Origin of the sequence: Rhodovarius crocodyli, from assembly GCF_004005855.1 — a bacterium.
GTDB classification, from domain to species: domain Bacteria; phylum Pseudomonadota; class Alphaproteobacteria; order Acetobacterales; family Acetobacteraceae; genus Rhodovarius; species Rhodovarius crocodyli.
Map to the genome: position 1 here is coordinate 248,447 of NZ_SACL01000005.1, position 14,168 is coordinate 262,614.

Sequence of the window (14,168 nt, forward strand, 5' to 3'; positions counted from 1 at the left end):
TGATACCGATCGGTCGCATTTTACGCAGGCTTTGTGACGGTCACCCAACGGCCGTCATAAAACTTGGGTTGCGCCGGCCGTTGCAGGCGTCAATCTGCGTCGACGAAATCCTCGGCTCCGGGGCCCAGTTCAGGATGACAGCATGCGCCGTCTGACACAGTTCGCCTCTCTTCCGGTTCTGGCGCTCGCCACCGGCATGGCCGCACCCGCCGGGGCGCAGAGCCTGCAGGAAGCCCTGGCACAGGCCTACAACAACAACACCACGCTGCTGGCCGCCCGCGCCCAGCTGCGCGCGGTGGACGAAGGCGTGCCCCAGGCCCTGTCCGGCTGGCGCCCCACGGTGGTGATGAACGGCAGCGTCGGCGCGGCTGATCAGCGCACCCGCAGCCAGCTGCAGGCCTTCAACGTCGACGGCTCCTTCTATTACCGGGACCCGGTGGCGACCATCAACGGCGTGACCCGCCCCATCCCCGGCACCATCCGCCAGGAACGCACCCCGGCCTCGGCCAGCGTCACGCTGACGCAGCCGATCTTCCGCGGCGGCCGCACGGTCGCCAGCGTGCGGCAGGCGGAAAACCGGGTGCTGGCGCAGCGCGCCCGCCTGTACCAGACCGAGCAGCAGGTGATGTCCGACGTCACCAACGCCTATGTCTCTGTCATCCGCTTCCAGGAGGAAGTGCGCCTCAACATCAACAACGAGCAGGTGCTGAACCGCCAGCTCCAGGCCACCAACGAGCGCTTCCGCGTGGGTGAGATCACCCGCACCGACGTGGCGCAGGCCGAGTCGCGCCTGGCCGGCGCCCGCGCCAGCCGCGCCGCCTCCGAAGGGCAGCTGCAGACCGCGCGCGCCACCTTCCAGCGCGTGGTGGGCGATGCGCCCCAGCGCCTGATCGCCCCTCAGCCCCTGCGCCTTTCCGTGCGCGGGCGGGACGACGTGCAGCGCCTGGCCATCCAGAACAACCCGGCCGTTGTGGCCGCCCTGTTCGATGAGGCCGCGGCACGCGACAACATCGACGTGCAGATGTCCGCGCTGCTGCCGCAGGTCTCGGTCACGACCCAGGCCTTCCGCAACGACAACGCCGCCAGCCCCCACACCCGCACCACGGGCGGCCAGGTGACGGCCAACCTGTCCGTGCCGCTGTACCAGGGCGGCGCGGAGCACAGCCTGGTGCGCCAGGCGCGCCAGACCGCCCAGCAGAACCGCGCCCTGGTCGAGGACGCCCGCCGCGTGGCGGCCCAGCAGGCCACCAGCGCCTGGGAAACCCTCGGCAGCACCCGCGCCCAGGTCGATTCGGTCCGCTCGCAGATCCGCGCGGCCGAGATCGCGCTGGACGGCGTGCAGCGCGAGGCGATCGTGGGCAGCCGCACCACGCTGGACGTGCTGAACGCCGAGCAGGAGCTGCTGAACGCCCGCGTGTCGCTCGTGCGCTCCCTGGCGGACAACATCACCGGTTCCTACACGGTCGCGGCCTCCATCGGGCGGCTGACCGCCCAGGATCTCGGCCTGCCGGTGGAAGCCTACAACATGACGGCGTATTATAACGCCGTGCGCGACCGCTGGGTGGGTTGGGGCGACTACACGCCAGCCTCCGCCCAGCGCTGACAGGACGGACGGGGAGACGCGGATGAGCGGAACGGACAAGCCGGCGGCAGCGGGCAGCGAGCCCTCGATGGACGATATCCTGGCCTCCATCCGCAAGATCCTGAACGATGACGGCACGCCGGGCGACCAGCCGCCCCTGCCCGCGCCCCCGCCGCCGCCCAGCACCGAGCCGCTGATGCTGACGGAGGAGATGCTGGTACCGGTGCCCGCGCCCCCGCCCGCGGAACCCGAGCCCGCCCCCGAGCCGCCGCAACTGATGCCCCTGTCGCTCGGTGAGGCCCTGGCCCCCGTGCCCCCTCCCCCGCCGCCGCCGGAGCCCGCCGCCATGCCGAATTCCGAACTGCTGGCCCCTGCCGCCGCCGCCGCGACCGCCGCCTCCATGAGCGAGCTTCTGCGCGCCGTCGCCCAGGATCGCGCCGCCCCCATCGCCAATTCGGCCGGCGTGACGATCGAGGATGTGGTGCGCGAGATGCTGCGCCCCCTGCTCAAGGAATGGCTCGACACCCACCTGCCGGCCATCGTGGAACGCACGGTCCGGCAGGAGATCGAGCGCGTGGTGGCCTCTCAGCGCTGACGGCCCGCTGAAACGCTGTTCCGCGCTGGGCGCGGAGGCGCTCCGCCGATAAGGCGGGTTGTTGCATGGAGGGCGGCCGCCTAGTGTGCCGCCGCCATTTAACGACGTCCTGAGGCCCTTATGAAACTTGTCGCCGAGCGGCTGGACCGCATCGCCCCGAGCCAGACCATCACCATCACCGGCAAGACCCGCGCGCTGAAGGCCGCGGGCCGCGACGTGATCGGCCTGTCCTCGGGCGAGCCCGACTTCGACACGCCCCAGAACGTCAAGGACGCCGCGATCAAGGCGATCATGGACGGCAAGACCAAGTACACCGACGTGGCCGGCACGCCGGAGCTGCGCAAGGCGGTCTGCGAGAAGTTCAAGCGCGACAACAACGTCGAGTACAAGCCCGAGGAAATCATCATCGCCACGGGCGGCAAGCAGGTGATCTTCAACGCCCTGCTCGCCACCATCGACAAGGGCGATGAGGCGATCATCCCGACGCCGTGCTGGGTGTCCTACCCCGACATCGTGGAACTGGCCGAAGGCACGCCCGTGCTGGTGCCCTGCGGCCCGAACGCCGGCTTCAAGATGACGGCCGAGCAGCTGGAAGCCGCGATCACGCCCAAGACCAAGTGGCTGATCATCAACAACCCCTGCAACCCGACCGGCGCTGCCTATAACAAGGAAGAGCTGAAGGCGCTGACCGACGTGCTGATGAAGCACCCGGACGTGTGGGTGTTCACCGACGACATCTACGAGAAGCTGGCCTATGACGGCTTCAAGCCCGCGACGGTGCTTGAGGTCGAGCCCGGCCTGCGCAACCGCACCGTGACGATGAACGGCTGCTCCAAGGCCTATGCGATGACCGGCTGGCGCATCGGCTTCGCCGGCGCGCCCGTCGAGCTGATCAAGGCGATGGACAAGCTGCAGGGCCAGTCCACCAGCAACACCTCCTCCATCAGCCAGGCGGCCGCCGTCGAGGCGCTGATCGGCCCGCAGGAGAGCATCGATGCCATGGTGGTGGTGTACAAGCGCCGCCGCGACATGGTCGTGGACATGCTGAACCAGGCCGCCGGCATCCATTGCCACAAGCCCGAGGGTGCGTTCTACGTGTTCCCCTCCATCGCGGGCTGCATCGGCAAGACCAGCAAGGGCGGCCGCAAGATCGAATCCGACAAGGATTTCGTCGAGGCGCTGCTGGACGAGAACGGCGTGGCCGCGGTGCACGGCTCTGCCTTCATGTTCCCCGGCCACTTCCGCATCAGCTACGCGACCAGCGACGAGGCCCTGAAGGAAGCGTGCACGCGCATCCAGGCCTTCTGCGCCGGCCTGAGCTGAATCGCCGCCGGAGGGCCCTGCCCTCCGGACAGCCGCCAATCTGGCGCCCTACCCTCGCGGGTGGGGCGCCATTTTCATTTCAGAGCCAATGGAAAACCCCTTCTCGGGGCCCGGAGCCAGCTTGCTGGGGGCGAATCCCCGTCACTCCCGCCGCAGCAAGCCGTCCGTGATGGCGTCCGCCCATTTCCGGCTACGGAAATCCTGGCGCAGCTTCGCTGCGTCGTAATCCTCGCGCAGCCACTGCATGAACGGCTTGGGCCAGGCCCTGGCATAGAGCGCGACGAACGCATCCAGGATGCCGGTTCGCGCCGCCGCGAAATGGCCGTAGCGCAGGGAAAGCTGGCGCTGGGCCTCGGCCGGCGGGCGGCCGTTCAGCAGCAGCCACACGGCGGCGATCAGCCCGGTGCGGTCGGCACCGGACTTGCAATGGATCAGGATGGGTTCCTGCAGATCGGGCAGCATGGCCGCGAAACGCTCGATGCGGTCCACATGCGGCGCGCCCCGGCTCTCGAAGGGCGCGTCGATCAGGGTGATGCCCAGCCTGGCGGCCTCGGCGCGGGACAGCGCATCGGCGCCGCAATCCTGGCGGTGCCCACGCAGGTTCACGATCGTGCGGATGCCGTGCACGCGGATCGCGCGGCGGATCTGCCAGGGCAGCGGGTGGTTGGAGCGATAGAGCCGCCCAGGCTCCACCACGCCCCAGTTGCGCCACACCAGGCGGAACACGGCATGGTCGACGAAGAGTGCATTCAGCCAGCGGCGCATGGCGCCCGTATGAAGCAGCGGCGCGCCCCTGGCCAGTGCCGCTCAGAACGGGTCGGCCCGGTCCTTGCGCAGCAGGCGGCGGAAGGCGCTCCTGGAACGGTCGTGCCCGGTGGTGGCATCCGCCAGCGCATCCAGCCAGCCGGCGAACCACGCCTTGCCCCAGTCGCCCGTCTGCGCCATCGGGTTCTCAAGTACGGACAGCCCCTCCGTGAAGGCACGGCGGCCGGCCGCATAGGCATCGTCGGTGACGAAATTGTCTTCGGGGTCGACTTCTTCGGGCATGCGCCCTTTTTGGCATGGGACCGGCCGGCACGCCATGTCATTGCGTTAACATGCCCTGGCCGTCCCGCCCCGACACATGGCATAACGGGTCCGTGAACGCTGCATTCCGCCGCATGGCTCTTCTGCTGCCCGCCGCCATGGCGGCTTTGGGCGTTGCGGTCGCGGTCTGGTGGGCCACCCTGGCCTGGGTGCAGCGTGAGGAACGCTCCGCGATCAGCATCGCGCTGGCCCGCGCCAATCTGGGCGCCGAGACCCTCGAACAGTCCATCACCCGCGTCATCGACCAGGTGGAGGGCGTGTTCGAGCTGTTGGCCGCGCGCCAGCGGCAGATCGAAAGCGGCGACCAGGCGGGCCGCCTGGCGCTGGAACAGCAGGTGCTGGTGCAGATGCAGCGCCCCGAGCTGGCGCTGAACCAGGTCGCGATCGCGGCGCTGGACGGGGTGGTGCGCTGGACCGCCACGGCGCCGGTGGGCACGGGCAACGCCTTCGTGGGCGATGCCGAGCATTTCCGCATCCCGCGCGCCGGGCTGAACGAGATCTACGTCTCCGAGACCTTCTTCAGCCGCGTGACCAACCGCTGGGCTCTCATCTTCTCCCGCCCGCTGCGGGACAGCGCGGGCGACATCGTGGGCGTGGCCATGGTGTCGATGAACCCGCTGATCATCGCCCGGCGCCTGGCCGCCACCAATCTGGGCCATGGCGGGGTGGGGCTGCTGCTGCGGCGGGACGGCGCCATCCTGGCCGATTCGCGGGAACGTGAGCCCGGCCGCGCCCAGCGCCTGGGCGCGGCGCACCCGGTGCTCGGCGCCATCCGGCTGGCGCGCGGCGGCCAGCTTGAGGTCTCGGAGCCCTCGGAGGGCGGGCGCCAGCAGCTGATCGGCTATCGCGTCATGCGGCGGGCGCCGCTGGTGGTGGTGGTCGCCTTCGATACCGAAACCGAGCTCGCGGCCGTCGACGGGCTGCGGCGCGCCGCCTATGTGGCCGCGGCCGTCATCATGCTGCTCTCGGCGGCGGCCCTGCTGCTGGGCGTGCTGTTCGCGGAGCGCTGGCGCACGCTGGAGGCGCTGGACGCCGCGCGGGCCGAGAACGAGGCGGCGCTGGAAAGCCTGGCCCAGGGCCAGCGGATGGAGGCGCTGGGCCGGCTGGCCGGCGGCGTCGCGCATGACATCAACAACGTGCTGCAGGCCGTCCTCGGCGGCGCCAGGCTGATCAGCAAGCGCAGCCAGGACCCGGCGCTGCACCGCATCGCCCAGCTGATCTCGGAGGCCGCGGAGCGCGGCGGCGCCGTGACGCGCCGCCTGCTGGCCTTCGCCCGGCGCGACAATCTGGAAGCCGAGCCCGTGCAGGTCCCTGCCCTGCTGGAGGGCGTGCGGGAGGTGCTGGCCCATTCGCTCGGCGCCTCCATCACCGTCACCCTGTCGCTGCCGCCGAACCTGCCGGCGCTGCTGGCGGACCGGCCGCAGCTAGAGACGGTGCTGCTGAATCTCGCGATCAATGCGCGCGACGCGATGGGCAGCTTCGGCGGTGAGCTGCGGCTTTTCGCCGCCGCCGTCATCGTGCCGGAGGGCAATGCCCAGGGCATGCGGCAGGGCCATTACGTGCGGCTGGAAGTGGCCGATAACGGCGCGGGCATGGATGCCGAGACGCTGCGCCGCGCGACGGAGCCCTTCTTCACCACCAAGCAGAAGGGCCAGGGCACGGGGCTTGGCCTGGCCATGGCGCAGGGCTTCTGCGAGCAGTCGGGCGGCGCGCTGGAGATCCACAGCGCCCCCGGCGACGGCACGCGCGTCACGCTCTGGCTTCCGCAGGCCCCGGCCGCCACCTCCGTCACGCGTCCGCTGGGCGCGCGGCCGGTGGCGCAGGAACGGCGCTGCCACATCCTGCTGGTGGATGATGAGCCCGAGGTGCTGGCCGTGCTGGCCGCCGGCATGCGTGACCGCGGCCATGTCGTGACGGCGGCGGTCGGCGCGGCCGAGGCCATGGAGATGCTCTCCCGCCAGCCGCGCGTGGACATCCTCGTGACCGACCTGTCCATGCCCGGCATGGATGGCGTGAAGCTGATCGAGGAAGCCCGGCGCCTGCGCCCCGGCCTGCCGGCGGTGCTGGTCACGGGCTTCGTGGCCGAGGCCGAGCACGAGCTGCACCACGCGGCCGATGGCGGCCCCATCCAGGTGCTGCGCAAGCCCGTGGCGCCCGAGGTGCTGCTGGAACGCATCGCCGAATTGCTGGCACCCGCCCCACAAATCGCCTGAACAATCGCCGGACGCGTGCTAAGACACGGGCGCGGCTTCGGGGGAAGCCGCGTGTTGCACATGGTGCGGAATGCCAGGGGTGGCGGACCGCATCGTGGGGGATGTGCCATGGGGGATGGCTTGGATCAGGTTTCGCGCAGGTCCCTGGCTTTGCCGGGACTGCTCATGACGCTCGGGCTTTCGGCCTGCGGCGGACCAGCGCCCGTGCGGCGCGCGCCCACCATCGCGGGCGTTCCCGATTACGGGTCCGGCTATCTGTCCTGCGTGCCCTATGCGCGGGCGCGCAGCGGCATCGAGCTGCGCGGCGACGCCTGGCAGTGGTGGGAGGCCGCCTCCGGCCGCTATCTGCGCGGGCATCACCCGCAGGCGCGCAATGTGCTGGTGTTCTCCCGCACGCGGCGGCTGCCGCAGGGCCATCTGTCGGTGGTGCGGCGCATCGTCTCCGCCCGGGAGATCCGGGTGGACCACGCCAATTGGGCCGAGGCCGGCGGCGGCTCCCGCGGGCGCGTGGCGGAAGACCAGCCGGTGCTCGACGTCTCGGGCGGCAATGACTGGTCGCGGGTGCGGGTCTGGTATCCGCCGATCCAGGATTACGGGAACACGGTGTTCGACACGCAGGGCTTCGTTTCGCCCCGCCTGATCATGGCGGCCGGGTGAGGGCTGGATTTTCCGGCCCGCCCGGCGCAATTTCCCGCCCGCATTTTGCTGAAGCGGGGACAGAGCGATGGCGCATTTCGACATGATCCTGAAGGGCGGCACCCTGGTGCTGCCCTGGGGTGAGGAACAGGCCGATGTGGGCGTCGTGAAGGGCCGCATCGCCGCCATCGGCGCCCTGGGCGGCGCGAGCGCCGAGGAAGTGGTCGATGTCACCGGCCTGTCCGTGCTGCCGGGCATCATCGATGCCCATGTGCATCTGCGCGACCCGGGCGACCCGTCGGTCGAAACCATCGCGACCGGCACCAAGGCCGCCATCCTGGGCGGCGTGTGCACCGTGTTCGACATGCCCAACACCGTGCCCTCCATCACCAGCACCGAGCAGCTGGCCTGGAAGCGCGACTACATCCAGGGCCGCAGCTACGCCGATATCGGCTTCTATGTCGGCGGCAGCATGAAGAACCTGGACGATCTCGGCCGGCTGGAAACCGAGGAGAACGTCTGCGCGGTGAAGATCTTCGCCGGCTCCTCGACCGGCGACCTGCTGGTGGCCGACGATGCGAGCCTGGAGCGCGCGATGCGCAGCGGCCGCCGGCCCATCGCCTATCACTCCGAGGACGAGTTCCGCCTGCAGGCCCGCAAGCCCGCCTATGAGGCCGGCGGCCCGCACAAGCTGCACGCCGAATGGCGCGACGTGGAATGCGCGCTGCTGGGCACCCGCCGCATCGTGGCCCTGGCCCGCAAGACCGGCCGCCCCTGCCACATCCTGCATGTCTCCACCGCCGAGGAGCTGGATTTCCTGGGCCAGGCGCGTGACATCGCCAGCGTCGAGGTGCTGCTGAACCACCTGACCCAGACCGACGAGGCCTATGACCGCCTCGGCGGCTATGCCGTCATGAACCCGCCGATCCGTGACGAGCGCCACATGAAGGCCGCCTGGGAAGCCATGGCCAACGGCACCATCGATGTGGTGGGCAGTGACCACGCCCCGCATTCCCGCGCCGCGAAGGAGCGCCCCTGGCCCGCGACGGCCGCGGGCCTGACGGGCGTGCAGACCATCCTGCCCATCATGCTGGACCATGTCAGCGCCGGCCGGCTGTCGCTGTCGCGCCTGGCCGATGTGATGGCCGCCGGCCCCGCGCGCGTCTATGGCGCGGTGGGCAAGGGCCGCATCGCCATGGGCTATGACGCGGACTTCACCGTCGTGGACATGAAGAAGAACCGCACCATCGAGGAAAGCTGGATCGCCAGCCCCTGCGGCTGGACGCCCTTCGCGGGCTACACCTGCCATGGCTGGCCGGTGGCCACCATCATCCGCGGCCAGGTGGCGATGCGTGACGACGAGGTGCAGGGCGAGGCGAAGGGCGCGGGCGTTACTTTCCGCTGAGTGCCGCCGCCGTCGCTTCGTCGGCGGGATAGAACGCCTCGATCGCCAGTTCGGACAGCGTCACCTCCATGGGCGTGCCGAACAGGGTGGTGGTCGAGAGAAAGCTGAGACGTCCCAGCGGCGTCTCCAGCACCAGCGGCACGGCGATGCCGGGTCCGCCCGGTGTCGCGTGGTCCGGCGCCGGATAGCGGCGGAGTTCGGCCAATAGCGTGGCGAGCGCCGGATCGCCGCTGGCCAGGATCTGGCGCTCCAGCCGCTCCAGCAGATGCGCGCGCCATTCGCCCAGGTTGACGATCTGCGGCGCCAGCCCCTTCGGGTGCAGCGACAGGCGCAGCACGTTCACCCGCCCTTCCAGCAGCGACGTGTCGGCCACGCCCGCCAGCAGCGGCGCGATGCCCGCATTGGCCGCGACCATATGCCAGTGCCGGTCCACCGCGAGTGCCGGGTGCGGCGCGTGGCCATCCAGGATGCGCTGGACCACGGCCCGGGCGGCGGCCATTTCCGGCGCGTCCAGCGGCTTTTCGGCGAAGGCGGGCGCGTAGCCGGCGGCCAGCAGCAGGGCGTTGCGCTCACGCAGCGGCACGTCCAGCTGGCCTGCCAGGCGCAGCACCATCTCGCGGCTGGGGCGCGCGCGGCCGCTTTCCAGGCAGCTGAGATGGCGCTGCGAGGTTTCGGCATCCAAGGCCAGGTCAAGCTGGCTGAGCTTGCGGCGCTGGCGCCAGGACCGCAGTTGCGGGCCGAAGGAGAGGTTGTTCATGCCCCTGGCATAGCGCGGGGGACGCCGTGCATTCCATGACCTGCCAGGTCATCGCTTTCCGTCCGGCGCCCGGCGCAGGTTGGGCCATCGCAACCTGAAACGGAGAATGACGATGAACCTTCTGCGCTTTGCCCTGAAGCTGGATGCGGCCTCCTGCCTCGGCATGGGGGTGCTGCTGGCGGCAGGTGCCGGCACGCTGGCGCCGCTGCTGGGCCTGCCGCGCGGGCTGTTGCTGGGGGCGGGGATCGCCCTGCTGCCCTTCGCGCTGTTCGTGGGGTGGCTGAGCACGCGCCCCTCACGCGGGCTGGTCTGGCTGGTGGTGGCGGTGAATGCCCTGTGGGTGCTGGAGTCGCTGGCCGTGGTCGTCCTGCTGCACCCGACCGCCCTCGGCCAGGCCTTCGTGCTGGTACAGGCCGTTGCCGTGGCCGGCACGACCGCGCTGCAGGGGCTGGGGCTGAGGCGCCGGCTTGCCTAGGCGCCGCCGTTCATGCCATGAACGTAACATGAACAAGACGCGCTGTTCCTGGGTCTCCGCCGACCCGCTCTACATCCAGTACCACGACACCGAATGGGGCGTGCCTGAGCGCGACCCGCGCGCCTTGTGGGAGTGCCTGATGCTGGAAGGCTTCCAGGCCGGGCTCTCCTGGATCACGGTGCTGAAGCGGCGCGAGGGGTTCCGCGCCGCCTTCCAGGGCTTCGACCCCGCGGTCGTGGCGCGGTTCACCGCGGCCGACGTGAACCGCCTGATGCAGGACCCCGGCATCATCCGCGCCCGCGCCAAGATCGAGGCCACCATCGGCGGCGCGAAGGCCTTCCTGGCCATGCGCGACAAGGGCGAGGATTTTTCGGCCTTCGCCTGGGGCTTCGTGAACGGCACGCCGTTGCGGCGGGTCGACGGCGCGGTGCCGGCCAGCACGCCGCTCTCGGCCGACATCTCCAAGGCGTTGAAGGCCCGGGGCTTCAAGTTCGTCGGGCCGACCATCGTGTACGCCTGGATGCAGGCGACGGGGATGGTGGATGACCATGCGCCGGAGTGCTTCTGCCGGGCGCGGTAGGCATCAGGCCGCCAGCGGCTCCATCTCCGCCTTCAACGCGGCCGCCAGCTGCCGGAACGTCTCCTTCCGGCCGGAGCTGCGCCGCCACACCAGCCCGATGCTCCGCGCCGGGTTCTCGCCCGCCAGCGGCACCACCTTCAGGTCGAGCCCGCGCAGGATGCCGGCGTCGATCGCCAGTTGCGGCAGCAGCGTGACGCCCAGCCCGTTCGCCACCATCTGCACCAGCGTGTGCAGGCTGGTGCCGCCGAAGCCGGTGTTGCGCCGCGCGCCCTCCAGCGAACACGCAGACAGCGCGTGCTCCCGCAGGCAGTGCCCGTCCTCCAGCAGCAGCAGGTCCTCGATGGCCATGTCGGCGGGCTTGGCACGCGGCAGGCTGCACAGCCGGTGGTCCGGCGGGCAGATCACGGAGAACCGGTCCTGCACGATCTCGGCCGTCTCCAGCCCGGCCGTGGGGTAAGGCAGGGCCATGATCGCGGCATCCAGCTCGCCGCTGTCCAGCATGGCCAGCAGCCGCGCGGTCTGGTCCTCCCGCAGATACAGTTTCAGCTCGGGGAAGGCATCGCGCAGGGCTGGCATCAGCCGAGGCACCAGGAAGGGACCGATGGTCGGGATCACGCCGAGTCGCACCGGGCCCGCCATCGGGTTGCGCGCCACATGGGCCAGATCCACCAGGTCCTCGGCGCCTTTCAGCAGCGCCTGGGCACGCTCCGCGATCTCACGCCCCAGGGGCGTGGGCACCACGGTGCGCTTCGTGCGCTCCAGCAGGGGCGCGCCCAGCAGGTCCTCCAGCTCCTGGATGCCGGCGCTGAGGGTGGACTGGCTGACGAGGCATTCCTCGGCCGCCTGGCCAAAATGGCAGCGGTCCACCACCGCCACCAGGTAACGCAATTGCCGCAGGGTCGGGACGGGCTTCATGGCCCCGTCATAAATCGTCTCAGTCGATCAATTCAATCAGAATTTTGCGCTTTCCTCTATCGACTGACCGCGCTACCCATGGCGTCGACGCCGATGCCTCCCTACCTGCTTCCTACGAGGGGGCCCGGAGGCATCGGCGCCCATGGATCCATATTGAACCGGAGATCGCGATGTCTTTGATCAACACCGAAGTGAAGCCCTTCAAGGCGACCGCCTTCAAGGAAGGCAAGTTCATCGACGTGACCGAGGCTGACCTGCGCGGCAAGTGGTCGGTCGTGTTCTTCTACCCGGCGGACTTCACCTTCGTGTGCCCGACCGAGCTGGAAGACCTGGCTGAGAACTACGAGACCTTCAAGAAGCTGGGCGTCGAGATCTACTCCGTCTCGACCGACACCCACTTCTCCCACAAGGCCTGGCACGACAGCAGCCCGGCGATCTCCAAGATCAAGTACACGATGGTCGGCGACCCGACCGGCACCATCACCCGCAACTTCGGCGTGATGATCGAGGAAGCCGGCCTGGCCGACCGCGGCACCTTCGTCGTCGACCCCGACGGCAAGATCCAGATCGTCGAGATCACCGCCGGCGGCATCGGCCGTGACGCGCAGGAACTGCTGCGCAAGATCAAGGCGGCCCAGTACGTCCACAGCCATCCTGGCGAAGTCTGCCCGGCCGCGTGGAAGGAAGGCGCCGAGACGCTGGCTCCCTCGCTCGACCTGGTCGGCAAGATCTGAAGAAAACGGGGGCCGGTTCGCGCCGGCCCCCACCCCCTGCTCCACTGAGATTACAAGGACTTTCCCATGCTCGACGCCAACCTGAAGAACCAGCTGAAGGGATACCTGACGCGGCTGCAGAAGCCGATCGAGCTGGTCGCCTCCCTCGATGACAGTCCGAAGTCCCGCGAGATGGCGGAACTGCTGACCGAGGTGGCCGAGCAGTCCGACAAGGTCACTTACATCCGCCGCGACGACCATGCGCGCCGGCCCAGCTTCGCGATCAACGCGGTGGGCGAGGACAATGGCGTCCGTTTCGGCGGCCTGCCCATGGGGCATGAATTCACCTCCCTCGTGCTGGCGCTGCTGCAGGTCGGCGGCCACCCGGCGAAGGAGAGCGAGGCCGTGATGGCCGAGGCCCGCGCCCTGCAGGGCAGCTTCGAGTTCGAGACCTTCTTCTCGCTCACCTGCCAGAACTGCCCGGACGTGGTGCAGGCGCTGAACCTGCTGGCCGTGCTGAACCCCAATGTGAAGCACACCGCCATCGACGGCGGCGTGTTCCAGGATGAGGTAGAGGCCCGCGGCATCATGGCCGTGCCCGCCGTGTTCCTGAACGGCCAGCCCTTCGGCCAGGGCCGGATGAGCCTGGAGCAGATCCTGGCCAAGCTGGACACGGGTGCCGCCGACCGCGCCGCCGCCGAGCTGGAGAAGAAGGAAGCCTTCGAGGTGCTGGTGGTGGGCGGTGGCCCGGCCGGCGCCGCGGCCTCCATCTACGCCGCCCGCAAGGGCATCCGCACGGGCATCGTGACGGAGCGCTTCGGCGGCCAGGTGCTGGACACGATGGGGATCGAGAACTTCATCTCCGTCTCCCACACCGAAGGGCCCAAGCTGGTGGCGCAGCTGGAACAGCAGGTGCGCGACTATGCGGTCGACATCATGCCCGTGCAGGCCGCGACCGCCCTGGTGCCCGCCGCCACCCCGGGCGGGATGATCGAGGTGAAGCTGGCATCCGGCGCCTCGCTCAAGTCCCGCACCGTGATCCTGGCCACCGGCGCCCGCTGGCGCCAGATGGGCGTGCCCGGTGAGCAGGAATACCGCAACAAGGGCGTGGCCTATTGCCCGCACTGCGACGGGCCGCTGTTCAAGGGCAAGCGCGTGGCAGTGATCGGCGGCGGCAATTCCGGCGTCGAGGCCGCGATCGACCTGGCCGGCATCGTGGCCCACGTCACATTGTTCGAGTTCGACGACAAGCTGCGCGCCGATGCGGTGCTGCAGGCCAAGCTGCGCTCGCTGCCCAATGTCACCGTGCACACCTCCGCCCTGACGACGGAAGTGCATGGCGACGGATCCAAGGTGAACGCGCTGTCCTACAAGAACCGCGTGACCGGCGAGATGCACCGCCTGGAGCTGGAAGGCATCTTCGTGCAGATCGGCCTGGTGCCCAACACCGAATGGCTGAAGGGCACGCTCGACCTCTCCCCGCGCGGCGAGATCGAGATCGACAGCCATGGCCGGACCTCCCTGCCCGGCGTGTTCGCGGCAGGCGACGTGACCACGGTGCCGTTCAAGCAGATCATCATCGCGATGGGCGAAGGCTCCAAGGCAGCCCTCTCGGCCTTCGACCACCTGATCCGCCAGGTGCCGGCCGGCGAGGTCGCGCAAGCGGCCTGAGGGGGTTTCGGGGGGGGGGGGCCCCCGGACCCCGACCAAAGGGCGCTGCCCTCTGGACACCCGCCAAGGGTCGTAACGACCCTTGGAACCCATGAGTCTTCTGAAAGTTCGGGGAAGGGGCTCCACGAGGGCGTCGGGTCAACGGGCGTTCTGAGCCCCTTCCCCGAACTTTCAGCTCCCGGTTTCCAAAGGCCTTTCGGCCTTTGGTGGGGGTGCC

Annotated in this window: 14 protein-coding genes; 10 read left to right on the forward strand and 4 right to left on the reverse strand. The window is 69.6% G+C overall.

From position 1 onward, the window contains the following. The first annotated feature begins 142 nt into the window (after positions 1–142). From EOD42_RS16040 to EOD42_RS16050, 3 genes are all read left to right on the forward strand, one after another. Positions 143–1,603, forward strand: coding sequence for a TolC family outer membrane protein (locus EOD42_RS16040; protein ID WP_127788563.1), 1,461 nt, complete (start codon positions 143–145; stop codon positions 1,601–1,603). Between the two features lie 22 nt (positions 1,604–1,625). Next, positions 1,626–2,177, forward strand: a complete 552-nt coding sequence (locus EOD42_RS16045; protein WP_240655183.1) for a DUF2497 domain-containing protein — start codon at positions 1,626–1,628, stop codon at positions 2,175–2,177. 120 nt (positions 2,178–2,297) lie between these two features. Continuing rightward, positions 2,298–3,500: a pyridoxal phosphate-dependent aminotransferase gene (locus EOD42_RS16050; RefSeq protein WP_127788564.1), complete on the forward strand. Its 1,203-nt coding sequence runs from the start codon at positions 2,298–2,300 to the stop codon at positions 3,498–3,500. Between the two features lie 141 nt (positions 3,501–3,641). Here EOD42_RS16050 and EOD42_RS16055 read toward each other — a convergent pair whose 3' ends face one another. Continuing rightward, complete coding sequence (locus EOD42_RS16055; protein WP_127788565.1) at positions 3,642–4,265, reverse strand: fused DSP-PTPase phosphatase/NAD kinase-like protein; 624 nt, start codon at positions 4,263–4,265, stop codon at positions 3,642–3,644. Between the two features lie 42 nt (positions 4,266–4,307). Beyond that, on the reverse strand, positions 4,308–4,547 hold the full coding sequence (locus EOD42_RS16060) for a hypothetical protein (RefSeq protein ID WP_127788566.1): 240 nt from the start codon (positions 4,545–4,547) through the stop codon (positions 4,308–4,310). A gap of 92 nt (positions 4,548–4,639) precedes the next feature. On the opposite strand from EOD42_RS16060, the gene EOD42_RS16065 reads away from it, so the two are divergent. The 3 genes from EOD42_RS16065 (at position 4,640) to EOD42_RS16075 (ending at position 8,840) form a co-directional block, all read left to right on the forward strand. Further along, entirely contained in the window at positions 4,640–6,799 is a 2,160-nt protein-coding gene (locus EOD42_RS16065; protein WP_164867972.1) for an ATP-binding protein, read from the forward strand. Between the two features lie 165 nt (positions 6,800–6,964). Continuing rightward, positions 6,965–7,456 carry a CHAP domain-containing protein gene (locus EOD42_RS16070; RefSeq protein ID WP_240655184.1) on the forward strand — a complete coding sequence of 164 codons (492 nt, stop codon included), beginning with the start codon at positions 6,965–6,967 and terminating at the stop codon, positions 7,454–7,456. A 67-nt stretch (positions 7,457–7,523) separates the two neighbouring features. After that, positions 7,524–8,840, forward strand: a complete 1,317-nt coding sequence (locus EOD42_RS16075) for a dihydroorotase (protein ID WP_127788569.1) — start codon at positions 7,524–7,526, stop codon at positions 8,838–8,840. Here the strand turns inward: EOD42_RS16075 and EOD42_RS16080 are convergent. Further along, positions 8,827–9,597 (reverse strand): helix-turn-helix domain-containing protein, encoded by a 771-nt coding sequence (locus tag EOD42_RS16080; RefSeq protein WP_127788570.1) that lies wholly within the window; start codon positions 9,595–9,597, stop codon positions 8,827–8,829. The two genes, EOD42_RS16075 and EOD42_RS16080, sit on opposite strands and share 14 nt — an antisense overlap. A gap of 112 nt (positions 9,598–9,709) precedes the next feature. Here EOD42_RS16080 and EOD42_RS16085 point away from each other — a divergent pair, with 112 nt between their 5' ends. Then, positions 9,710–10,072 (forward strand): hypothetical protein, encoded by a 363-nt coding sequence (locus EOD42_RS16085; RefSeq protein ID WP_206020373.1) that lies wholly within the window; start codon positions 9,710–9,712, stop codon positions 10,070–10,072. Between the two features lie 28 nt (positions 10,073–10,100). After that, on the forward strand, positions 10,101–10,652 hold the full coding sequence (locus EOD42_RS16090) for a DNA-3-methyladenine glycosylase I (protein ID WP_127788572.1): 552 nt from the start codon (positions 10,101–10,103) through the stop codon (positions 10,650–10,652). 3 nt (positions 10,653–10,655) lie between these two features. Here the strand turns inward: EOD42_RS16090 and EOD42_RS16095 are convergent, their stop codons facing one another. Next, positions 10,656–11,567 carry a hydrogen peroxide-inducible genes activator gene (locus EOD42_RS16095; protein ID WP_127788573.1) on the reverse strand — a complete coding sequence of 304 codons (912 nt, stop codon included), beginning with the start codon at positions 11,565–11,567 and terminating at the stop codon, positions 10,656–10,658. A gap of 170 nt (positions 11,568–11,737) precedes the next feature. Here EOD42_RS16095 and ahpC point away from each other — a divergent pair, with 170 nt between their 5' ends. After that, positions 11,738–12,301, forward strand: a complete 564-nt coding sequence (gene ahpC, locus EOD42_RS16100) for an alkyl hydroperoxide reductase subunit C (protein WP_127788574.1) — start codon at positions 11,738–11,740, stop codon at positions 12,299–12,301. 66 nt (positions 12,302–12,367) lie between these two features. Beyond that, on the forward strand, positions 12,368–13,951 hold the full coding sequence (gene ahpF, locus EOD42_RS16105) for an alkyl hydroperoxide reductase subunit F (RefSeq protein ID WP_127788575.1): 1,584 nt from the start codon (positions 12,368–12,370) through the stop codon (positions 13,949–13,951). Positions 13,952–14,168 lie beyond the last annotated feature (217 nt).

Bases quoted from the DNA above. Each gene is read 5' to 3' on its own strand.
- EOD42_RS16045 (WP_240655183.1), top strand. From the start codon at position 1,626: ATGAGCGGAACGGACAAGCCGGCGGCAGCGGGCAGCGAGCCCTCGATG.
- EOD42_RS16085 (WP_206020373.1), top strand. From the start codon at position 9,710: ATGAACCTTCTGCGCTTTGCCCTGAAGCTGGATGCGGCCTCCTGCCTC.
- EOD42_RS16055 (WP_127788565.1), bottom strand. From the start codon at position 4,265: ATGCGCCGCTGGCTGAATGCACTCTTCGTCGACCATGCCGTGTTCCGC.
- EOD42_RS16090 (WP_127788572.1), top strand. From the start codon at position 10,101: ATGAACAAGACGCGCTGTTCCTGGGTCTCCGCCGACCCGCTCTACATC.
- EOD42_RS16050 (WP_127788564.1), top strand. From the start codon at position 2,298: ATGAAACTTGTCGCCGAGCGGCTGGACCGCATCGCCCCGAGCCAGACC.
- ahpC (WP_127788574.1), top strand. From the start codon at position 11,738: ATGTCTTTGATCAACACCGAAGTGAAGCCCTTCAAGGCGACCGCCTTC.
- EOD42_RS16075 (WP_127788569.1), top strand. From the start codon at position 7,524: ATGGCGCATTTCGACATGATCCTGAAGGGCGGCACCCTGGTGCTGCCC.
- EOD42_RS16040 (WP_127788563.1), top strand. From the start codon at position 143: ATGCGCCGTCTGACACAGTTCGCCTCTCTTCCGGTTCTGGCGCTCGCC.
- EOD42_RS16095 (WP_127788573.1), bottom strand. From the start codon at position 11,567: ATGAAGCCCGTCCCGACCCTGCGGCAATTGCGTTACCTGGTGGCGGTG.
- EOD42_RS16060 (WP_127788566.1), bottom strand. From the start codon at position 4,547: ATGCCCGAAGAAGTCGACCCCGAAGACAATTTCGTCACCGACGATGCC.
- EOD42_RS16070 (WP_240655184.1), top strand. From the start codon at position 6,965: ATGACGCTCGGGCTTTCGGCCTGCGGCGGACCAGCGCCCGTGCGGCGC.
- ahpF (WP_127788575.1), top strand. From the start codon at position 12,368: ATGCTCGACGCCAACCTGAAGAACCAGCTGAAGGGATACCTGACGCGG.
- EOD42_RS16080 (WP_127788570.1), bottom strand. From the start codon at position 9,597: ATGAACAACCTCTCCTTCGGCCCGCAACTGCGGTCCTGGCGCCAGCGC.